This is a genomic window from Aureimonas sp. AU20, from assembly GCF_001442755.1.
In the GTDB taxonomy this organism is placed as follows: Bacteria; Pseudomonadota; Alphaproteobacteria; order Rhizobiales; family Rhizobiaceae; genus Aureimonas.
Genome location: NZ_CP006367.1, coordinates 2,269,502 through 2,291,742 on the forward strand (window position 1 = coordinate 2,269,502; position 22,241 = coordinate 2,291,742).

The 22,241-nt window shown below is 66.5% G+C and carries 14 protein-coding genes; 10 read left to right on the top strand and 4 right to left on the bottom strand.

The window, feature by feature from the left end:
* The first annotated feature begins 94 nt into the window (after nt 1-94).
* Nucleotides 95-1,477: a class II 3-deoxy-7-phosphoheptulonate synthase gene (locus tag M673_RS10020; RefSeq protein WP_061975842.1), complete on the top strand. Its 1,383-nt coding sequence runs from the start codon at nt 95-97 to the stop codon at nt 1,475-1,477.
* An 86-nt stretch (nt 1,478-1,563) separates the two neighbouring features.
* Here M673_RS10020 and M673_RS10025 read toward each other — a convergent pair whose 3' ends face one another.
* Nucleotides 1,564-2,250 (bottom strand): DedA family protein, encoded by a 687-nt coding sequence (locus M673_RS10025; protein ID WP_061975844.1) that lies wholly within the window; start codon nt 2,248-2,250, stop codon nt 1,564-1,566.
* 278 nt (nt 2,251-2,528) lie between these two features.
* On the opposite strand from M673_RS10025, the gene M673_RS10030 reads away from it, so the two are divergent.
* Both M673_RS10030 and gltX read left to right on the top strand, forming a co-directional pair.
* Nucleotides 2,529-2,846, top strand: coding sequence for a hypothetical protein (locus M673_RS10030; protein ID WP_061975846.1), 318 nt, complete (start codon nt 2,529-2,531; stop codon nt 2,844-2,846).
* Between the two features lie 49 nt (nt 2,847-2,895).
* Entirely contained in the window at nt 2,896-4,269 is a 1,374-nt protein-coding gene (gene gltX, locus M673_RS10035) for a glutamate--tRNA ligase (protein WP_061975848.1), read from the top strand.
* Between the two features lie 36 nt (nt 4,270-4,305).
* Here gltX and M673_RS10040 read toward each other — a convergent pair whose 3' ends face one another.
* Nucleotides 4,306-6,618 carry an NADP-dependent malic enzyme gene (locus tag M673_RS10040; protein ID WP_061975850.1) on the bottom strand — a complete coding sequence of 771 codons (2,313 nt, stop codon included), beginning with the start codon at nt 6,616-6,618 and terminating at the stop codon, nt 4,306-4,308.
* A gap of 285 nt (nt 6,619-6,903) precedes the next feature.
* Here M673_RS10040 and M673_RS10045 point away from each other — a divergent pair, with 285 nt between their 5' ends.
* Entirely contained in the window at nt 6,904-7,737 is an 834-nt protein-coding gene (locus tag M673_RS10045) for a UDP-2,3-diacylglucosamine diphosphatase (RefSeq protein ID WP_061975852.1), read from the top strand.
* Between the two features lie 73 nt (nt 7,738-7,810).
* Nucleotides 7,811-9,064: an MFS transporter gene (locus tag M673_RS10050; RefSeq protein ID WP_061975854.1), complete on the top strand. Its 1,254-nt coding sequence runs from the start codon at nt 7,811-7,813 to the stop codon at nt 9,062-9,064.
* On the opposite strand, the gene dgcA is transcribed toward M673_RS10050, so the two are convergent.
* The gene (gene dgcA, locus M673_RS10055; RefSeq protein WP_061975855.1) at nt 9,016-10,002 is read right to left on the bottom strand and encodes an N-acetyl-D-Glu racemase DgcA; all 987 of its coding nucleotides are present in this window, start codon (nt 10,000-10,002) and stop codon (nt 9,016-9,018) included. The genes M673_RS10050 and dgcA overlap by 49 nt on opposite strands.
* A 124-nt stretch (nt 10,003-10,126) precedes the next feature.
* Here dgcA and M673_RS10060 point away from each other — a divergent pair, with 124 nt between their 5' ends.
* The 5 genes from M673_RS10060 (at nt 10,127) to M673_RS24610 (ending at nt 14,656) form a co-directional block, all read left to right on the top strand.
* Entirely contained in the window at nt 10,127-11,311 is a 1,185-nt protein-coding gene (locus M673_RS10060) for an ABC transporter permease (protein WP_061975857.1), read from the top strand.
* Nucleotides 11,292-12,134 (top strand): ABC transporter ATP-binding protein, encoded by an 843-nt coding sequence (locus M673_RS10065; RefSeq protein WP_061975859.1) that lies wholly within the window; start codon nt 11,292-11,294, stop codon nt 12,132-12,134. The genes M673_RS10060 and M673_RS10065 overlap by 20 nt, the downstream gene beginning before the upstream one ends.
* Nucleotides 12,124-13,797 (top strand): MlaD family protein, encoded by a 1,674-nt coding sequence (locus M673_RS10070; protein ID WP_061975860.1) that lies wholly within the window; start codon nt 12,124-12,126, stop codon nt 13,795-13,797. The genes M673_RS10065 and M673_RS10070 overlap by 11 nt, the downstream gene beginning before the upstream one ends.
* Before the next feature lie 102 nt (nt 13,798-13,899).
* Nucleotides 13,900-14,499, top strand: a complete 600-nt coding sequence (locus M673_RS10075; RefSeq protein WP_061975862.1) for an ABC-type transport auxiliary lipoprotein family protein — start codon at nt 13,900-13,902, stop codon at nt 14,497-14,499.
* Between the two features lie 16 nt (nt 14,500-14,515).
* A complete protein-coding gene (locus M673_RS24610) occupies nt 14,516-14,656 on the top strand; it encodes a hypothetical protein (RefSeq protein ID WP_156421113.1) in 141 nt (46 codons plus the stop codon).
* Between the two features lie 276 nt (nt 14,657-14,932).
* Here M673_RS24610 and M673_RS10080 read toward each other — a convergent pair whose 3' ends face one another.
* The gene (locus M673_RS10080; protein WP_061975864.1) at nt 14,933-22,072 is read right to left on the bottom strand and encodes a hypothetical protein; all 7,140 of its coding nucleotides are present in this window, start codon (nt 22,070-22,072) and stop codon (nt 14,933-14,935) included.
* Nucleotides 22,073-22,241: the final 169 nt, after the last annotated feature.

The window sequence follows — 22,241 nt, forward strand, 5'->3', positions numbered from 1 at the left end:
TCGATGGCCCTAGTTCGGCCTGCCGCGAAGCCGTCCCGAGAAACGCGAAACCCAAGGGGAGACGGCCGGACGACGTTCGGGTGAGGAGAGGTTCATGGCCAAGGATTGGAACCCCGCGAGCTGGCGCAGCAAGGCGATCGAGCAGGCACCGGCCTATCCCGACGCAAACGCTCTTGCCGAGACCGAAAAGCGCCTCGCCTCCTTTCCCCCGCTTGTGTTTGCAGGTGAGGCGCGGAAGCTGAAGCGGGCGCTCGGCGAGGTGGCCGAAGGGCGCGCTTTTCTGCTGCAGGGCGGCGACTGCGCCGAAAGCTTCGCCGAACACGGCGCCGACAACATCCGCGACTTCTTCCGTGCCTTCCTTCAGATGGCGGTGGTGCTGACCTTCGGCGCCTCGTCGCCTGTGGTGAAGGTCGGCCGGATCGCCGGCCAGTTCGCCAAGCCGCGCTCGTCGGGTATGGAAACGAAGAACGGCGTGTCGATGCCGTCCTATCGCGGCGACATCGTCAACGGCATCGAGTTCGACGAAGCCGCGCGCATTCCCAATCCCGAGCGGCAGGAAATGGCCTATCGCCAGTCGGCGGCGACGCTGAATCTCCTGCGCGCCTTCGCCCAGGGTGGCTACGCCAATCTCGACAATGTCCACCAGTGGATGCTAGGTTTCGTGTCGGGCTCGCCGCAGGCGGAGCGATACGGTCAGATCGCCGATCGCATCTCCGAGACCATGGCTTTCATGCGCGCCATCGGCATCGATTCGGAAACCCACCCCTCGCTGCGCGAGACGGATTTCTTCACGAGCCATGAGGCGCTTCTGCTCGGCTACGAGCAGGCTTTGACGCGCGTCGATTCCACCAGCGGCGAATGGTACGCGACCTCAGGTCACATGATCTGGATCGGCGATCGCACGCGTCAGATCGACAATGCCCATGTCGAATACTGCCGTGGCATCCGTAATCCGCTCGGCCTCAAGTGCGGACCTTCGCTGTCGAACGACGATCTCATTCGTCTGATCGACATCCTGAACCCGCAGAACGAGGCGGGCCGCCTGACCCTCATCACCCGCTTCGGGCACGACAAGGTCGGCGAGCACCTGCCGCGCCTCATCCGTGCGGTGGAGCGGGAAGGGCGCAAGGTCGTCTGGTCCTGCGATCCGATGCATGGCAACACGATCACCGTGAACGACTACAAGACGCGGCCCTTCGATCGCATCCTCAGCGAAGTGGAGGCCTTCTTCGCCGTCCACCGTGCCGAGGGCACCCATGCCGGCGGCATCCATGTCGAGATGACGGGCAAGGACGTGACCGAGTGCACGGGCGGCGGCTCACGGCCAGTTTTGGCTGAAGACCTGTCGGACCGCTACCACACGCATTGCGACCCGCGCCTCAACGCCGATCAGGCGCTGGAGCTGTCCTTCCTCGTTGCCGAGCGCATCAAGAAGGAACACGAGGCGCGCCAGCCGAAGGCCGCCGTCAACTTCTGACGCTTCGGCACGTTCAGCAGACAGGAAAGGCCGGGCTCGCGAGAGCCCGGCCTTTTTCATGGGGGATTGAAACGAAGAGCGAAATCTCAGCGGCGCGGCTTGCGGTCCGTCGGGCGCTTGCCCGAGCCGGACCCGGCATGGGCTTCCGCAGGCTCGCCGCGCTTGGACGAGCCCTGTCCCTTGCGGTCGCGGCCGAGAAGCCGGTCGCGCAGGACGGAGCCGCCCTGCTGCCAGGCGAAGAACCCAAGAAGCGCCAGGGCGAGAACGGCTAGGAAGATCATCATCCCATGTTCCATCATCTCCAGATGCTGGAACACCGAGGCGATGGAATAGCCGAAGACATAGCCGATCGTGGTGAAGATGCCGGCCCAGATGGCGGCGCCAAGGAAGTTCAGGATCAGGAAGCGGGGAACGCTGATCGAGGACAGGCCGAGCGCGATGAGGCCCGGCATTCTCAGGCCGTAGATATAGCGGTTCACGATGACGAAATAGGCCTGAAACCGGTCCACGAGGCGTAGCGCCTTGGTGAATTTCGGCTTGCGCTTCCAGCGCGAAACCCAGTCGCTGTTCGAGAAGTATCGGGCGAACAGGAACACGGCGAGATCGCCGCAGAACGAGCCGATAAAGGCGAGGCTGCTCATTAGCCAAAGCGGGTGGGTTCCGCGATAGGCCAGGAAACCGCCGATGATCGCGAAAACTTCGCCCTCGAAGAACGTGCCCACGAAGACGATGCCAAGACCGAAACGGTCGATCAATGCAAGGATTTCGTTCACGCAAGCTCCGGTGACTCGGCAATCCCGAAGGGATCATCTGAGAGACCGCTCATGGCCTCTCCGCCCTATGTCGGGCGCCCCGCCGAATTTGCAAACGCTAAGTGCGCTCTGTCGCGTTCGGTTCCCGATTTGCCGGTGCGGCTGTTGCCGTCGGGTCCCGGGCGGCGGATAAGGAGCGCGCGAACTGCCTCCTGCAGAGCACCGGGCCCATCTGCCGCCTTCGCGGGCGCTCGCGGAGACCCACTAAGCTCGCAAACCCCTCAAGGAAGGATCGAGCCGTGCCGACCGATCTGCCGCCGCTCACCGACATCGCCAGCGCCTTCGTCTTTGCCGGCGCGCTGTTCGTCCTGCGTTTCCAGCTGGCGCTGCATCGGCTTCGCCGCGAGAGCGGCATGAGGACGGGGTTCGATCTCGCCGATTTCGCCCGCGTGCGGCGCCCGGGCACGTTCGGCGAGGCGCACGAGCCGGAGCGCCGCCATGCCGCGCGGCAGCTCTATGTCGGCTTCGCCTTCCTGGTGATCGGGCTCTGTCTCTTCGCCTGGCATCTCGCCCAGCCGCTTTGGAGCCCGGCGATGCCGGGTGCGGGGCTCGCCTGAGGGCCGTCGCGCATTGCGGGACGGCGGACCATGCGCTATCGCGCGGAGCATGAGCGTTTCCGTCCGTTTCGCCCCGTCTCCGACGGGCTATCTCCATATCGGCAATCTGCGCCCCGCCCTGTTCAACTGGCTGTTCGCCCAGCGCGAGGACGGCCGCTTCGTCCTGCGCTACGACGACACCGACGTCGAGCGGTCCAAGCGCGAATATGCCGACGCCATTCTGGAGGACATCGGCTGGATCGGCATTCGCCCCGATCTCGTCCTTCGTCAGTCCGACCGGATCGCGCTCTACGACGCGGCGGCCGAGCAGCTTCGCGAGAAGGGCGTGCTCTATCCCTGTTTCGAGACGCCGGACGATCTGGAGCGGCGGCGCAAGCGCCGCATGGCGCGCGGCATGCCGCCTATTTACGGTCGCGAAGCGCTGAGCCTCACCGCGGAGGAGCGGGCCGCGTTCGAGGCGGAGGGCCGCCGTCCGCACTGGCGCTTTCTCCTGCCGAACTTTCAGGGCGATCCGCTCGCGCCAGAGCGAACCGAGGTGCATTGGGACGATGTCGTGCGTGGTCGCCAGACCGTCGATCTCGCCTCGCTGTCCGACCCGGTGCTGGTGCGCGAAGACGGGACCTATCTCTACACGCTGCCCTCGGTGGTGGACGATGGCGAGTTAGAGATCAGCCATGTCTTGCGTGGCGACGACCATGTGACCAACACGGGCGTTCAGATCGCTCTGTTCGAAGCGCTCGACTTCGCCGTGCCGGCCTTCGGGCATTTCAATCTCTTGACGACGATCGACGGCGAGGGCCTGTCGAAGCGCACCGGCGCGCTTTCGCTGCGCACGCTGCGGACGGATGGCTACGAGCCGATGTCCGTCGCCTCGCTGGCCGTGCTGACGGGTCTCTCGGGCTCGATCGAGGCGATGTCCGATCTCTCCAGCCTCGGCGGGCGGCTGGATTTCGGCGGCGTGTCGGCGTCGAGCTCTAAGTTCGATCCGGCAGAACTCGATCGGCTGAATTCCGAGCTGGTTCATGCCATGCCGCACGAGGCGGTAGCGGATCGGCTTGCCGAGTGGGATGTGCCGGAAGCCGATCGGGCTGCGTTCTGGAACGCGGTTCGCGGCAATCTGACCAAGGTGTCGGATGCGGCCGCCTGGGCAGCGGTGATCTATCGCGGGCTTGATGCCAAGCCGGCCTTCGCGCCGGAGGACGCCGACGTCCTGCGCGCGGCCTTCGATCTTCTTCCGGCCGAGCCTTATGACCGGGCGACTTGGAAAAGCTGGACCGACGCGGTGAAGGCGTCGACCGGGCGCAAGGGCAAGGGCCTCTTCATGCCGCTGCGCCTCGCACTGACCGGGCTCGACCATGGGCCGGAACTCGCCGAGCTTCTGCCTCTGATCGGCCGCGAGCGGGCCTTGGCGCGCCGCCCCTGAGGGGCGACGCATCGCACCTTTAAATGGCCGGTCGCGTCAGCGACCGGTGTCCGCCTGCTGCACAGCCTGCGCCACGGCGATGGCCGCCATGTTGACGACGCCGCGCGAGGTGACGGACGGCGTCAGGATATGCGCCGGACTCGCCGCGCCGAGCAGGATCGGCCCGACATGCAGCGCGTCGGTCATTACCTTCACGACATTCATCGAGATATTGGCCGCATCGAGGGTCGGGAAGAGCAGAAGGTTCGCCTCTCCCGTCAGCGTCGATTCGGGCATGACGCGCTGGCGCAACGCCTGCGACAGCGCCGCGTCGCCATGCATTTCGCCGTCGATCTCGAGTTCGGGCGCGCGCTGGCGAACCAGGGCCAAGGCCTCACGCAGCTTCAAGGCGTCGGGAAAATCGCTCGTGCCGAAATTGGAGTGCGAGAGCAGGGCGGCGCGCGGCGTAATGCCGAAGCGGCGCACCTCGTTCGCGGCAAGGCAGGCGATCTCGGCCAGCTCCTCGGCGTTCGGGCTTTCCTGGACATAGGTGTCGCCGAAGAAGACCGTGCCATATTGCGAGATGAGAAGGCTGAGGCCCGACAGGCGCTTCACGCCCGGCGCGATGCCGATCACCTGCTTGATGTCGCGGATATGGCGCGAGAACCTGCCGCCCAAGCCGCAGATCAGAATGTCGGCGTCGCCGCGCGACACCGAAACGGCCGCGATGACGGTCGTGTTGGTGCGAACCAGGGCGCGGGCGGTGTCGGGGTTGACGCCGCGACGGCCGACCTTCGAGAAGTAGTGATCGACATAGTCGCGATAGCGCGGATCGTCCTCGGGGTTCACCACCTCGAAATCCTGATCCTGCCGGATGCGCAGCGCAAAACGCTCCAGGCGGGACTGGATGACGCTGGGTCGGCCGACAAGGATGGGCTGGCAAATCTTCTCTTCCAGCAGCACCTGCGCGGCGCGCAGGACGCGCTCGTCCTCGCCATCGGCGAAGATGACGCGCTTGCCGGATTTGCGCGCGATCTGGAAGATCGGCTTCATCACCAGGCCTGAGCGGAAGACGAAGCGGTTCAGCTTGTCGATATAGGCATCCCAATCCGCGATCGGACGCGATGCGACGCCGGAGTCCTCAGCCGCCTTGGCCACCGCCGGCGCGATCTTGAGAATCAGTCGGGGGTCGAAGGGCGAGGGGATGAGATAGTCCGGCCCGAAGACCGGCGTTTCCGAGCCATAGGCCTTGGCGGCGACCTCGGACACTTCCTCGCGCGCCAGAGCGGCGATCGCGTCGACGGTCGCGATCTTCATCTCCTCGTTGATCGTGGTCGCGCCGCAATCCAGCGCGCCGCGGAAGATGAAGGGAAAGCAGAGGACGTTGTTGACCTGGTTCGGGAAATCGGAGCGACCGGTGCAGATGATGGCGTCCGGACGCACCTCGCGGGCGAGGTCGGGCATGATCTCCGGCGTCGGATTGGCGAGCGCCATGATCAGCGGGCGATCGGCCATCTTCTTGAGGAGTTCGGGCTTCAACACGCCGGCGGCGGAAAGGCCGAGGAAGATGTCGGCGCCCTCGATCACGTCGGCCAGCGAGCGGGCCTCGGTCTCCTGCGCATAGACCGCCATCCAGCGGTCCATCCGGCCTTCGCGGCCCTTGTAGACCACGCCGTCCTTGTCGGTGCAGAAGATGTTCTCGACCTTCGCGCCGAGCGAGACGAGGAGGTTGAGGCAGGCGATGGCGGCCGCTCCCGCACCCGAGGTGACGATTTTCACGTCCTCGATGCGCTTGTCGCCGAGCAGCAGCGCGTTGCGCACCGCCGCCGAGACGATGATGGCCGTGCCGTGCTGGTCGTCATGGAAGACCGGGATGCCCATGCGGGCCCGCAGCCGTTCCTCGACCTCGAAACACTCCGGCGCCTTGATGTCTTCGAGGTTGATGCCGCCAAAGGTCGGCTCCAGCGCGGCCACGACATCGACGATCCGGTCGATCTCCTGCGCGTCGATCTCGATGTCGAAAACGTCAATATCGGCGAACTTCTTGAACAGGACGGCCTTGCCTTCCATCACCGGCTTGGAGGCGAGGGGGCCGATATTGCCAAGTCCCAGAACCGCCGTTCCGTTGGAGACGACGGCGACGAGATTGGCCCGGCTGGTGTAGTCGGCGGCGAGATTGGGATCTTCGGCGATGGCAAGGCAGGGAGCGGCGACGCCGGGGGAATAGGCGAGCGCCAAATCGCGCTGGTTGCCGAGGGGCTTGGTCGCCTGGATCGCGAGCTTACCGGGCTTGGGATGGCGGTGATAGAAGAGCGCCTGTTCGTTGAGGTCCGCGGCGGCGGCCTGCCGCTTGGTTTCTTCGGCGCTCATGCTCTCTCCAATCCTCAGGGGCGTTTCCGGCCGGGGCGAGGACCTGGCGGGCGACGCGATCAAAACCAGGACGCTCGCGGGTTTCCGGTCGACCCGGGGCCGCCGAAACGGCGCGAGAGGCGGGCCGGCGGGTGGGCTCGACCCAAGCGTTCGTCCTTTGGAATGCCTGTAGGACAAATGCGGCGCGGAGAGCAATCGCCAAGGCGCACGCCGCGCGGCGTCATACGGCTGCAACAGGGTTAAGGCACATTAAGCCGTATACGGTCGAAGCGACGGACGGCACCCATGGAACAGTGGACGAACACGCGGCATGTGCGGACCTTGTTCCTGTCCGACATCCATCTCGGCTCGCGCGCCGCGCAGGCCGATCTCCTGATCGATTTCCTGCGCTGCCACGACGCCGAGAAGATCTATCTCGTCGGCGACATCGTGGACGGGTGGCGCCTGAAACGCTCCTGGCACTGGCCCCAGTCGCACAACGACGTCGTCCAGAAGCTCCTGCGCAAGGCGCGCAAGGGCACCGAAATTATCTATGTGCCGGGCAATCACGACGATTTCCTGCGCGATTTCGTCGGTTCGCATTTCGGCGGCATCGAGGTTCGTCTGAACGACGTCCACGTCACCGCCAACGGCAAGCGCCTCCTAGTGATGCATGGCGACGAGTTCGACGTCGTGGTGCGCCATGCCAAGCTTATAGCCCATCTCGGTGACTGGGCCTACGACATGGCGATCGCCATCAACGTCGCCTTGAACTGGACCCGCCGTCGCCTCGGCTTCGGATACTGGTCCTTCTCCTCCTGGGCCAAGGGCCGCGTGAAGCGCGCCGTCAACTTCATCGGCGCTTTCGAGGAGGCCCTGTCCGGCGAGGCCAAGCGGCAGGATTGCGAAGGCGTGATCTGCGGCCATATCCACCACCCCAAGATCGGCGACATGGGCGACATGCTCTATGTCAACACGGGCGACTGGGTGGAAAGCTGCTCGGCCATCGTCGAGCGTCACGACGGCACGCTCGAACTCGTCCATTGGACGGCGGTCGAGAAGGTCGATCCCGCGACCGACCCGCGCGTCGGCCTGCGCTTCCTCAAAGGGCGCGAGCGCCTGCCCGAGGCGGCGGAATAGTCCGCCAGGGCCGTTTGCCCGCGCGGAAGCGGTTTGGTAGGGAGGGGCGGTTCAAGCCCCGAAAGCGCCCGCCATGCCCTCGCTCCCGCCGGCCTCTCCCGAATCGAGACGGGCCTTCGACCGGCGCATGTCCTTCGTCTTTGCCGGCAATTTCGTGTCGCTCGGCGTCTTCTACCCGTTCTTTCCGGTCTGGCTCGGCTATCAGGGGCTGGATGGAGACGAGATCGGCCTGATCCTGGCGATCCAGATCGGGCTTCGCGTTCTCGTCTGCCCGCCCGTGCTGCGCCGGGCCGATCGATCCAGCGACCGCGCCCATCTCCTGATCGCCGCCGGCTTCGCCAGTCTCGCCGCCTCCTGCCTGTTCTTCGTCGTGGACGGGATGGCGCAAGTCCTGATCGCGACGCTGATCCTGGCGGCCGTCTGGTGCCCCGCGATTCCCTTGAGCGATGCGATCGCGCTGTCGGGCGTGCGCCGGCTCGGGTCGGACTATGGGCGATCGCGCCTTTGGGGTTCGATCGCCTTTATCGCGGCCAATGTCGCTGGCGGAGCCCTGCTCGGCCGCATCGGCCATGGCGGCTTTCCGATCGTCCTGTCGCTCACCTTCCTCACCGCCGCTCTCGTCACGCTTTTCGCGCCGCGAATGGGGCAGCCGCGTCAGGCATCGCCGCTGCCGCTTTCGCCGACGCAGGAGCCTTGGCTTCCCGCGCGGTCCCTGGCCGACCGGTTCCGCCGCCTCGCGCCGGCTCCCGATCTGCGCCGCTTGCTGCCGTTGCTGCTGGCGATCGCGCTGATCCAGGCGAGCCACGCAATGCTCAACGGTTTCGCCTCGTTGCAATGGGCGCGGCTCGGCTACACTCCGGTCGAGATCGGCGTGTTTTGGGCGATCGGCGTCACGGCGGAGGTGGCCCTGTTCCGGCTGGCGGCCAAGCCGCTGCGTCGCTTCGGCGTGCGCGCCTTCCTGATCGCGGCAGCCGTCACGGCGGCGGCGAGATGGTCGCTTCTATCCACCGATCTCGGGCTCATCGGTTTCGCCATTCTGCAGACCACGCACGCGCTGACCTTCGCCGCGACGCATGTCTCGCTGCAAACGCTGATCGGCTCGTCCGTCGCGGAAAACCGCTTCGGGGCGGCGCAGGGGCTGAGCTTCGCGTTGCAGACGGTGCTGATGGCCGGCGCGACCTTTGGCGGCGGTCTCCTCTACAAGAGCCTGGAGGCCGGCGCCTTCTACGCGATGACGGCCCTGGCCCTGATGGCGCTCGGCCTTCTCCTTGTCGCGCCTCAGCCCCATAGCGCGGGCTCCGGGGGCCAGACAAGCGAGCCCTCGTAGCGCAGGCCGTTCGGCCGGTCCTCGCGCAGCAGAAGCGGCCCGTCGAGATCGACCAGCTCTGCGCCCTGGGCCAGCAGCAGCGCCGGCGCCATGCCGAGCGAGGTGCCGACCATGCAGCCCACCATCACCCCGAACCCAAGCCGACGCGCCTCGGCTAGGAACACAAGCCCTTCCGTCAGCCCGCCGGTCTTGTCGAGCTTGAGGTTCACGTAGTCATAGCGCCCCACCAGCTCGTGCAGGTCGGCGCTGCCATGAACGGATTCGTCGGCGCAGATCGGAACGGGATGCGGGGTGTGCGCCAGGATGGCGTCGTGACCCGCCGGGAGGGGCTGTTCCACGACGAAGGCGCCGACGCCGGCGGCCGCCAGGAGGTTGGCTTTCAGATTGTTCGGCGTCCAACCTTCGTTGGCGTCGATGATGAGCCGCGCTTGCGGAGCCGCCGCGCGCACCGCTTGCATCCGCGCCGGGTCCTCGTCTCCGCGCCCGACCTTCACCTTGAGCACCGCGCGATGCGCAACGGCGCGCGTGGCGGCGGCCATTTCCTCGGGCGAGCCGAGCGAGATCGTGTAGGCGGTTTCCACCGGTTGCAGGGCGCCGATGCCGGCGAGATCGGCCGCGCGCGCGCCCTTTCGCTTGGCTTCCAGGTCCCAACAGGCGCAATCGAGCGCATTGCGCGCCGCGCCCGGCGGCAGCAGCGCCTGGAGGGACGCGCGGTCGAGCCCCGCGTCGATCGCCCCGCGCACGCTTTCGATCGCGCCCACGACGCTGTCCACGCTTTCGCCATAGCGGGCATAGGGGACGCACTCGCCGCGACCCATCATGGTTCCGTCGGCAAGGGTGCAGGCCACGACCACCGCCTCGGTCTTGGCACCGCGAGCGATCGTGAATTGCTTGGCCAGCGAAAAAGCGTCCACTGTGACCGAAAGACGACTCGTCATTTTAATCCCTTACCCGATCTTAACGTCTCTATTCGGCGTCTGGCGCGAAGGCTAGGTGTCAACACGCGAAGTGGAAGAGCCTGGCTGGGCCATTCCCGCTCCATCACGGACTGAAGCACCCGGCATGCTAGACAAACCAAAGCCTGACGAGCGAAGCGGACCGAGAGGCAACGAATCCTCTCCTCCGTCGATCGAGGCCGAAAAGGGCAAAGGCGGGATCATCCTCAAACTGGGGGGCGATTGGCTGGCGCGCACGATCGGCACGATCGAGGACAAGATCGAGGAAACGAGCCGCGCCGACCTCGGCGGCACGGTGACGCTGGACTGTGGCGGCATCGGCCGCATGGACACGTCCGGCGCCTTCCTGATCGAGCGGCTGGCCCGCGAAATGGGCGGCAAGGGCGGCAAGGTCGAGTTCCAGGGCGCCGAGAAGGACCAGACGCTGTTCGAGGCGGTGCGCAAGTCGCTCGACGTCAAGCGTCAGGCGCCGGCTCCCAAATCCACCAACCGTCTAACCGATTTCTTCGCCGCCATCGGCGAAAACATGTTCGCCATAGTCCGCGAAGTCGCGATGGGGCTGAACATCGTCGGTGCCGCGCTTTACGGCGCGGGCCGGCGCATGACCGGCCAGACGCAGATTCGGCCCGCCGCGATCGTCAACCAGATGGACCGCATGGGCGTTCGCGCCGTGCCGATCATCACGCTGATGAGCTTCCTGATCGGCGCTGTCATTGCGCAGCAGGGCGCCTTCCAGCTGCGCAATTTCGGCGCCGAGATCTTCGTGGTCGATCTCGTCGGCATCCTGCAGCTGCGCGAAATCGGCGTTCTTCTGACCGCCATCATGATCGCCGGCCGATCCGGCAGCGCCATCACCGCCGAGATCGGCTCGATGAAGATGCGCGAGGAGGTCGACGCTCTGCACGTCATCGGCCTTAACCCGATCGGCGTCCTGATCTTCCCGCGTCTCGTGGCGCTGGTGATCGTCCTGCCGCTTCTCGCCTTCATCGCCGACATCGCGGGTCTTCTGGGCGCGATCGTCGTCACCTGGATCTATTCCGGCATTCCCCCCGATGCCTTCATCACCCGCCTGCGCGGCGCCGTCGATGTCGCGACCGTCTTCGCCGGTCTCATCAAGGCACCGTTCATGGCCATCGTCATCGGCGTGGTCGCCTCCATGGAGGGCATGAAGGTCGGCGGCAGCGCCGAGAGCCTGGGTAAGCACGTCACGGCGTCCGTCGTGAAGTCCATCTTCCTTGTCATCCTGATGGATGCCGTTTTTGCGATTTTCTATGCCGCCATCGGATACTGACAAGCGCGCTTCGGCCGACGACAAGGACATCATCATCCGCGCCACGGATGTGACGGTTCGCTTCGGCTCGAAGACCATTCTGGAAGGCCTGTCGCTCGACGTTCGGCGCGGCGAAATCCTCGGCTTCGTCGGTGCCTCGGGCACCGGCAAGTCGGTGCTGCTGCGCACGATCCTCGGTCTCAACCCCAAGCAGGGCGGCAAGATCGAGGTGTTCGGCACCGACTACGACAAGGCGAGCGAGGCCGAACGCCTCGCCGTGGAGCAGCGCTGGGGCGTCCTGTTCCAGCAGGGCGCACTCTTCTCGTCGCTGACGGTCCTGGAGAACATTCAGGTTCCCATGCGCGAGTATCTCGACATCTCGCCCAAGCTCATGGAAGAGCTGGCGCGGCTGAAGATCGATCTGGTTGGGCTGGCACCGGATGCGGCGGAGAAGTTCCCCTCCGAGCTTTCGGGAGGCATGATCAAGCGCGCCGCGCTCGCCCGCGCCCTGGCGCTCGATCCCGATATCGTCTTTTTGGACGAGCCCACCTCCGGCCTCGATCCGATCGGCGCCGCCGATTTCGACGAACTCATCATGACGCTGCGCGATACGCTGGGGCTCACCGTCTATATGGTGACCCACGATCTCGACAGCCTTTTCATGGCGTGCGATCGAATCGCGGTGCTCGGCAATAAGAAGGTCCTCGTGGAAGGCCCGCTCGAGACCATGCTCGAGAACGACGATCCCTGGGTGCGCTCCTATTTCCATGGCAAGCGTGCCCGCACCGTCGTGCCGAAGGACGAAAACCCGCATTATGCGGCAAAGGACAGTGATGGAAACTAGAGCGAACTATGTCCTCGTCGGCATCTTCACGGTTGTCGTCCTCGCGTTGAGCTTCGGCTTCGTCTACTGGTCCGCCAATGTCTCCGACCGGGACCAGCGCACGACGCTGTTGATCCGCATCGAGGGTTCGGTCTCCGGCCTCAGTCAGGGCAGCCAGGTCCTGTTCAACGGCCTGAATGTCGGTACGGTGCAGAGCTTGCGCATCGACCCGAACAATCCGCGTGTCGTGATCGCGACGACGCAGGTCGACCGCACGACGCCCATCACCACCTCCACCACCGCGACGATCGGTTTCCAGGGCCTGACGGGCATCGGCTTCATCGGCCTCACCGGCGGCAACGTCAACGATCGCAACATCCTGGCGTCTGCCTCCGAGCAGGGGACCACGCCGGTCATCCGCGCCAATCCGTCCGACGTCACCGACATTCTGGCGACCGCGCGCGATATCGCGGACCGGGCCAACAACATTCTCGGCGAGTTCGAATCGATCGTGCAGGCCGTCGGCCCGTCCGTTCGCACCACGGCCGAGAACGTCGCGCAGACCTCGACCAATGTTCGAACCTTCACGGACAGTCTGGCCGCGAACGCCGACCAGATCGACGACTTCCTCGGCAGCCTGGCGCGCCTGTCCACCAGCGCCAACAATGTCGCCGAGCGCCTGCCGCCGCTGATCGACCGGGTCGGCAATTTCATCGCCGCCCTCAACGTCGGCGCGGTGAACGACTCGATCCAGAACATCGCCGCCATTACGCAGACGGTGCGCGGCCAGACCGACAATGTCGTCACCGCTCTTCAGTCGATCGGCGACACGGCCCGCAGCCTGGGCTCGATCGGCGAAGTGATCCGGCAGAACACGCCGAGCGTCAACGCTTTCCTCGGGCGCCTCGATCCGATCAGCGATTCGGCGAACCGCGTGGCGCAGCGCCTCGACACCACGCTCGAGAACGTCAACCGCATTACGGCGTCGGTGAACCCCGACCAAGTGCGCTCCGTGGTCGACAACGTCTCGGGTTTCGCGGCCGCGCTGAATGGCCAGTCGAGCCGCATCGGCACGGTGGTCGCCGCCACCGACACGGTTCTCGCCACGCTGAACAACGCACTGACGGGCCTCAACGGGACGCGGGCGCGGGTGGATGGCCTCCTTGCGGGCGTGCGCGCCAACGACATCTCGCGTGCGGTCAACAACGTCTCCTCGGCCACGACCAATATTGCGAGCGCGGCGGACTCGGTGCGCGCCGTCGCCGACGACATCGGCAATCGTCGCGAGGATATCAACTCGATCATCACCAACACGCGCGACACGACGTCGAACCTGCGCACGGCTTCGGCCCAGGCGCAGACGCTCATCAGCTCGGTCAACAACCTCGTCAACAGCCCGGACGGGCAGGGCCTGACGGCTGAAGCGCGCGACACGCTGCGCACCATCCGCCAGACAGCGCAAACCATCCAGGCGGCGGTCGGACCCATCTCGTCCAACCTCAACAGCTTTACGGGCCAGGGGCTGCAGGAAGCGCGCAACCTCATCCGCGAAGCGACGCGGGCGGTGACGCGGATCGAGCAGGCGGTTACCGATCTGTCCGCCAACCCGAGCCGCATCATTTTCGGCGGCGACGGCGCCGGTGGCGGCGAGATCCGCCAGTTCGATGGCCGGGCCCGGCGCTGACGCTCCATTCCATAATCGCTCCGCCGGCCGATACGAGTGGTCGGCGGAGCCCTTACCGTTCGAGCGGCACGGCCGCCTCTACCAACTCGCCGAGGATATAGGATGGCAGGCAAGGCCTCTCACAAGTTCGTTTCGGTCTCGCTCCTGGCCGTGCTCCTGTCGGGATGCGCGTCACTGAAGCAGCCGCCCGCGACCTTCGAACTTTCGGCTCCGGCGCCCGCCGTCAGCCGCAGCGCGGCGACGCGCGCTCAGATCCTCATCCCCGAGCCGACCGCCTCCAAGTCGCTCGACAGCCAGCAGATCGTCATCCGCCCGACGCCGCAGACGATCGAGACGCTCGGCGCCAGTCAGTGGAGCGACCGTCTTCCGCGCCTCGTGCAGCTTCGCCTGCTTCAGGCGTTCCAGAACACGGGCCGCGTGGGTGCCGTCGGCGTTCCCGGCCAAGGCCTCGCGATCGACTATCAGGTCGTCACCGAGCTGCGCCGCTTCGAGGTGAGCGTGGAGGGCGGCGGCACGACCGCCGTGGTTGAGATCGCCGTCAAGGCGCTGAACGATCGCACGGGTGTCGTGCGCAGCACGCGCATCTTCCGTGGCACCGCTCCCGTCACCGCCGCCGGCAACCCGGCCTATGTCGCTGCGCTGGATCAGGCCTTCGGACAGGTCGCCGACGAGATCGTCGCCTGGACTTTGAAGCTGATCTGAAAAAACGGAATTCGACATGAAAGAAAAAGCCCGCCTTCATGGCGGGTTTTTTTTGTACCCGGTTGCCGGGCTGATGCTGATTGCGCTGCTCGCCATTCGGACCAAGGCCTCGTTCAGAAGGATGCCGAGCGAGCGTTGGTTCTGGGTGCACCGATGAGTTGTTCGTCGGTCGGATGTTGATCTCCAAGACTCGTCTCAGAGACCGGGGGTCGTTTAGCGCGCCGAACTCCGTCGTCCGGGAGGCCTCGCTTGCAGTGGGTCGATTGTCTCTCGGATAGGCCGGTCAGTCTCCAAGCAGACCGACGTTTGATCCGCATCAGGAGCGAAGCGGTCATCCCGCGTCTTCCGCCGGATCAACGTGGAACACCACCTGTCCAAACGAAAACGGGCGACCTTTCGGCCGCCCGTTCTCATGATTGGTTTAACCTTCGACTTACTCGAAGCGGCCTGAGGCGTGGGCCAGCATCGTGTAGACCTTGCCGGTGTCGGAGGTCAGGTAGCTCTTGCTCTTCGCGTTGTCGGGGTCGTTGCGCGAGGCTTCCTGGAGCAGCATCTCGAAGTCGCCGATATAGCGATCGACCGCCGTCTTAAAGCTCGCGTCGCGCTGATACTTCCGACGAATCTCGTCGAAGGTCTGCTGGCCCTTCATCGTGTAGAGCCGGCGCGTGAAGACGTTGCGCTCGCCGTTGCGATAGCGGTCCCAGAGTTCGACCGAGACGTTGTGGTCGATCGCCCGGGCGATATCCACCGACAGAGAGTTCAGCGAGTCGACAACATGAGCCTGCGAACGCTCCGAACGGATCGGGGCTTCAGTTGCTACTGGGGTAGGGGCAGCGGCGTCGTCCGACGCGGCGTCCTCTTCCTCTTGTGACGCGCGGCGTAGAAGGTCGGAGACCCAGCCGCCCTGACGGTCGGCGTCATTGCCACCGGCATCCGCGCGTTCCGGCGCGGCGGAGGGGCGGAGGGGCGAATGGTCCGTGGCGCGGGGCGCGGGAGCTGGGACAGCGACCCGCGTTTCCACCATGCCGCGCGTGTCGCGGGCGAGATTGCCGTCACTCACGAAACCGCCGGCCATCTGGGCTTCGGTCTCGGTGCGCTGCGGCGCCTGAACCTGCTGCGTAGTGGCGGCAACCGGGGCGCGGGGCGCACGCGCCTCGCTGGAGCGCGCGGTCAGCGCGGCCGCCGAGCGCCCGGCGCCGGCATCCAGGGTGCGAACGTCCAGAGAGCGGCCCGATTGCGTGACGATGTCAGTGAGTTCGCGCAGGGCGCGGATCTGGTCCGACACGGCACGGCGCATGGCACGCGTGCTTTCCTTCGTCTCCTCGGGAAGCTCGAAGACGCCCTTGCGGATTTCCGAACGCGCGTTCTCGAGTTCGCGGCGGATGTCGGCTGCGGCGCGGTGCATGTCCGTCGTCGCGCTGCCGAAGCGCTGGGTCGCCTCTTCCACTACGCCCCGGATCGTCTCGCGAACTTGGCCGGCGGCGGCGGCAGAGCGACGCTCGGTTTCCTCCAGATGACGACCCGCTTCGTCCAGCGACGCGGTGAGTTCGCCGCTGATCGTCTCGACCACCGACTGCGAGCGACGTTCGGCTTCGGCGAAGAGGCGATCCACCACGCCCTCGAAGGAGAGGAGCATGCGACCGACATCGTCGGAGCGCGTCGCCAGACCGCTGGCCAGCTGCTCCAGACCCTCGCGGCGACCTTCCAGCGTTTCCTGCAGGTTGGACTGCGTGGAGTCGAGGAGAACGGCGGCCTCGGTCAGCATGCGCTCATGCTCGCCGAGCTTTTCGCCTAGCGTCGAGAGACGTTCCAGGGCCTGCGCAGTGGTGTCGTCCATGCGCACCACGTTCCGCTCCAGGCGCTCGGACGAGGCGGCGATCTCGCCGCCGACGCGGTCCGCCTCGTCGCGGAAGCGGGCGCCCGTTTCGTTGAGGGCCGATTCGGCGCGGCCCATATTCTTGGCTGCATCGTCCAGCAGGCTGCGCAGCGCCGAGTTGCCGCTTTCCAGACGCTCGGCGATGGCGCCGATGTCGCGGCCGAGAAGCTCGCGGGCATCGGAGATGGAGGAGGTGAGCGAACCGGAGCGATCATCCAGCGCGGCAAGCAAGCCAGAGGACGAGACGCCGAGATGCTCGACCGTCTCCTCGGCGCGGCGAACGAAGTCAGCCACTATCGCGTCGTTCTCGCTGCGCAGACGCTCGGCGACCTGACGCGCCGCGTGTTCCAGCGCTTCCACCGCCTGCGATCCCGTCGCGGAAAGGCGATCCACGATCGGACGGGTTTCGGTGTCGATGAGATGAGCGATCTCGGAGTTGCGGCTGGCCAGCAGTTCGGCCAGCTCGCGGGTGCGGTTGCCCATGGCGTCGCCCACGGCTCCGGCGCGCTCCACCAGATGGTTCTCGGTCTGGCTGACGCGCTGCGCCAGTTCGTTGCCGAAGAGGCTGGTCGATTCCGCGATCTGCTCGCGAATGCGATCGGCTTCCACGCGGATGGCTGTGGCGACGCCCGAAAGGCGCTGCGTGATCTCCGAGCCTTCCGCCATGAGGTTTTCGCGGGCGGCCTGCGCGTCTCGTAGGATGGTGCCCGAGAGCTCCGAAGCGTCGCCGCGCATCGTTCCGGTGACGGAGAGGATCTCGTTGCGGATCAGCTCTGCGGCTTGGGCGATTTCGGCCCGCAGCACCGAAGCCGACTGGGTGAGATCCTCGCGAACGCCATCCGTGGTTCCGTCCAGAACCTGCGACAGCTGAACCGACAGGCCAGCGAGTTCAGCCGCAAAGCGGGCCGCGCGTTCGTCCAGCGTCGAGGACGAGCGGTCCGTCTCGCCGCGAATGAGTGCGGCCGCATCCTGCACGCGGCTCGCGAAGCTCTCGGCATCGCCGGAGAGGCGATTGCGCGCGGCTTCCGCCTGCTCGCTCATTGAGAGGGCGACGGCATCGAGCTCTTCCGACAGACGCAGGGCCTCGGCGGCCAAGCGCTCGCGGGTTTCGCCGGCGCCGGTCTGCAGACGGTCGGTCGCCTGGGCGACCTCCTCGACGATGCGGCGAGCCTGCTCGGCTACTTCCTGCTGCAGACGGTCCGTTTCGCCGCGCATGGCACTGGCCACGGAGCCGACCTGCTCGGCGATCCTGCCCGCGTCTTCCAGGAGAAGGCGGCGCGACGTCTCGCCCGCTTCGTTCAAATGGCCGCTGGCGTTCTGGAATTCGGCGACGATGGCGGCGGCCTGTTCGGCCACCTCGCGGCGCACGACGTCCGAGTTCTCGCGGATCTGGATCGCGGCGCTCGCGACTTCCTCGCGAATCTGGTTGGCGTCGGCGGCGAACTGTTCGCGCGTCTGGTTTCCAACGATGCGCAGCTTGTCGGCCGCCCCTTCGAAGTCGGACGAGAGCGCCACGGCCTGATCGGCCACCACGCGACGAGCCGTTTCGGCGTCCTGGCGAAGCCGCTCGGCCATGTCTTCCAGACCACCGGCGAACTCGTTGGCGACGAGGGCCAGACGCTCGCGGGCGGCTTCGGCTTCGGCCCGCATGGCGAGCGACGCGCCGCCGATCTGCGTGGTGAAGCTGTTGCCTTCCAGAGCCAAGGCCTCACGGACCTCTTCGGCGTCGGTCCGCATGCGACCCGCCACATCGGCAACCGTGCGGCCCAGCGTTTCAGCTTCGCTGGCGAAGCGCTGACGCGCCTCCTCGCTGAGGTTGCGGATGGCCTCGGCGGAGGCGGCGATGCCTTCGGCGACGCGCTCACTCTCGCCCGTCAGCTCGCTGCGAGCCATGGCCGAGACATCCTGCACCGACTGGGAAACGGCGCGGATCCGATCCTCGAACTTCGCGACCTCCTCGGCGAACTGCCCCCGAGCCTCTTCGGAGGAAGCACGGAAAACGCTGCCGAGCTCGCCGATGACGATGGCGATCTTCTGTGTCTCGCTTTCCAGGCCGGAGCGGGCGCGGTCGGCTTCCTCGCCCATCGTGGCCGTCGCGGCGACGATCGAGTCGCGCAGCGTGTCGGCGATGTGGGCGGCGCGGCCGGTCAGGGTGCGCTCCACATTGGCGAGACCCCGCTCGAGGGTGGAGGTCATCGACTCCGTGCGCTCGTCGACGGCGAGCGCCAGCGTGACGACGCCGGCTTCCAGGGCCGCGACGATTTCCTCGCGCTTGGCTTCCAGCGAGCGAGTGACATTGCCCGTGCTCTGTTCCAGCACGCGGCGAACGTCGTCCGCCCGGTCGCCCAGCGTGGCCGCCAGCGAGCTGGCGACGTCTTCGATCGCGGAGGTCAGGTTCTCGCGGCGCTCGTCCATCGCGGCGGCGAGCTGGCCGTCGGATTCCAGGAGGGCTTCGCGCAACGATGCGATGCGCTGGTCGAGGGTCTGGGCGATGGCCGTGTGGCCCTTGTCCAACTCCTCGCCGAAGCGGACGGTGCGGTCCTGCAGATCGGTCAGGAGCGAGGACTGAGAAGCGTCGGCCAGCTCGCGCATGGCGATGACGCGCTCGTCCAGCCCGTCGAGCAGCGCGAGACGCGCGGTCTCGACGCTGTCGCGCAGCTGCGTGCCACGGCCGTCGAGGCCTTCCAGCAGCGAGGACAGGGCATTCTCGACCGCCGTGAGGATGGTCCGAGCGCTCTGGTCGGCCTCGGTGGAGAAAGCGCCACTGCGCTGCTCCAGGCTGCCGACCAAGCTGTCGCGCGAGGCGTCGATAACGCCGCGCAACTCGTCGACACGCGCCTTCAGGTCGTCCGCGATGCGCTCGACCGTGCCTTCGAAAGCGGCCTCGACGCCGGAAGTCTGGAGTTCGAGCCCGGCGAGGAAGGCCTGACGGCGATCGTCACCCATGGTGAGAACCGCTTCCAAGCGGCCGATCACGTCCTCACCGACGCGAGCGGTGTAGAGCTCCAAGGCTTCGGAGAGACGCTCGCCGCTGGCGCGCACGAAGGCCTCGCTCGCCGAAAGGCGGTCGGACAGGCCGGTGGCGATGGCGTTGGACCGTTCGTCAAGATCGTCAAGCAGGCGTGCCGAACGCTCGGCGATCAGATCCTGCAGAGTTGCGGTGCGCTGGTCGAACGAACCGGCGAGACCACGCGAATGCTCGTCTAGCACCACGTTGATCGCGTCGCGCTTCTCGGCGAGCAGGGCGTTGATGCGCGTGAGACGATCGTCGAGATCGGTGCCGAGCAGGGCACGGCCTTCCTCGAGCAGGCGACCGACCTTGTCCGCATGCGTCTCCAGCGACTGGCGGATTTCGATCGCCTTGCCGTCGGCGCTTGCGGCCAAGCGCGTGTCGGCCCCATCCAGGGCGCCTTCGATGCGCGTGACGCTGGTGTCCAGCGCCTGGGTGATGGCGTTGCCACGCTCCTCCAGCGTGGCGGCCAGAGACTGCTGCGCGAAGGCGAGAGACGTGTCGATATCGGCGGCGCGGTCGTTCAGGACCGAGCCGAGCGTACCAATCCGCTGCTCGAACGTGTTGCGAAGTTCGTCCGTCTGCGACTGGAACACCGCATCGACATTGGCGACGGCGTCGCTGGCCGTCCGGGCGATGGTCGCTTGGCCCGAGGCGAAGGCGCGCCCGATCTCGCCGGTGCGCTCGCTGAGCACGTTGGCGAACTCGCCCGTGCGCTCACGCAGAGCTTCGGAGATCCGGTCGGCGGACCGGTCGATCGCCGCAGCGCGATTCTCGATCGACGTGACCAGCGCCGTGCCCTTGCCGGACAGGGCCTCTTCGAGCTGAGCCAAGCGCTCGTCGAACCGGCCGAGAATGTCGGCGTTGCGGTCCGACAGAAGGGCGGTGGCGCGCTCGATGCGGGCGTCGAAACCCTCGTCCATCAGGCCGATGAAACGCTGCGCCTCGTTGGACAGGCGCTCGACGCGATGGTCGAGATTCTCGGCGAGCGAACCCACCAGCGCCTGGCCGTCGGCGCGCATCCGCTCCGAGCGGCTGTCGAGCGTGTCGGCGACGCTTCTGTCGAACTGCGCGCTTTCCATCGTGAGACGCTCGGCGCGCTCCGACAGGACCCGCAGGACCGTCTCGTTGGATTCGGCCAGCCGCGTGCTGGTTTGACCGTTGATGGTGGAGACGTGCTGGAGAAGTTCGGCGGAGCGCGCTTTTAGCGCGTCCATCTGCTCGGCCAGAGACCGAGCAATGTCGTCGCCGGTCTGGCGAAGCTGGCCGGTGGTGGCTTCCGCAGTCTGGCTGATGCGCTCGACGATGTTGATGCTGCTGCCCTGCAGGGCGCCGTCGACCGCGCGGCTGCGCTCGTCGAACATTTCCATCATGGCGCGGCTGCGCTCGTCATAGGCGCGAGCGATCTCGGCGCTGCGATCGTCCAAGAGCGCGTTGAGGCGGGCGGAGGCCTCCTCTACTTGCGACAGGATACGCGTGGAAACGCCGTCCACATCGCCGACGAGCCGGTCATGCGAACCGACGATCGAACTGCGCAGGCGTTCGGCATGCGACAGCATGGCTTCGCGCTCGGAGCCGAGATCGGCCACGAGCGAACGGATCTTCACCTCGTTGTCGGCATAGGCGCGCTCGAGCGAGGAGACCTCGGCGTTCACAAGGCCTTCCAACTCACTCATGCGGGCCAGCGCGCGTTCGACGCCTTCGCCGAGCACCGCGACTTCACGCCGAACGGCCTGTCCGACGCTGGTGACGCGCTCGGAGGCAAGGCTCTCCGGCTCGGCCAGACGTAGGGCGACCTCGGCGAGAGAGCGGCTCATGAGGCGCAGATCCTGCGACCGGCGAACCATGACCGAGAAGCCCATGATGAGCAGCGGCGGAAGAGCGATCGCGGCCGCGAGCGGCGCCAGAAGCGGAACGATATTGGCGGTGAGGCCGGGTTCGCTTGTGAGGAAGGAATACGATGCCGAGGCCGAAAGGGCGGCCCAGCCTGCGGCGATGACGCCGCCGATCACGAGCGGGCGGTTCGACGAGCGGCGGCTGAGAAGCGCGTCCGCCATGACGGCGGCCGAGCGCTGCTCGTCGTTCGCGACATCGCTCTTGAAGTCGCGGGCCGGGCGAGCGGGCGCTTCCGCCAGGGGTGCGGCGGCGGAGCGACGCGCATCGCCGGTGGGCTGCGCCGGGGTGCGCGAGCGCCGCTCGGAACGAAGGCGCGAGCTGGCATCCGCCGCAGCCAGAACGGCCGGCGAGGTGGCCTCGGCAACTTCCGGCGAGACCTCAGCCGCTGCCGCAGGGCGCGACGCGGGCGCTTCGCTGCGAAGACCGGCGTCAGCCTGGCTCAAGGGCGCCTGTGCTACGAAGGGCTCGTCCTCGAAACGGAAATCGTCGAGGTTCGGCATCAGGTCGTCATGGTCGGGTGTCGTTGCGGCGGCCGCAGCTGGTGTGTCCAAGCCGGCGTCCTGACGCAGGGCGCGCGTCGCCTCTTCCACGCTGCGGTCGAAATCGCTCAAGGCGAACTCGATCGAGATGTCCTCGGCCTTGAGGGTCTGCTTCTCGACATGGCCTTCGGCCTTGCCCGACAAGCGATCCGCTTCGCCGTCCGACCGCAGGAAGTCTTCGTTCTGAAGCGCCGCCTCCAGTTCGTTGACCGCTTCCTCGGAAAGCTGTTCGGCCGTCTTGATCTTCGACATCGTGCGCCGCGCCTCGATACTCGTTACATTGGGTTCCTGCGGGCAGGGCGGTCATGTCGGAAACATGTCCTTAGCCTGCCTCAAGAACCACGCCACCCTCCTGCCACCGTTTGGGCGGCCTGAGGGCATGGTCCCTGCTCTTAAAGTAAATAGAGGAGCGTCGGAAGGG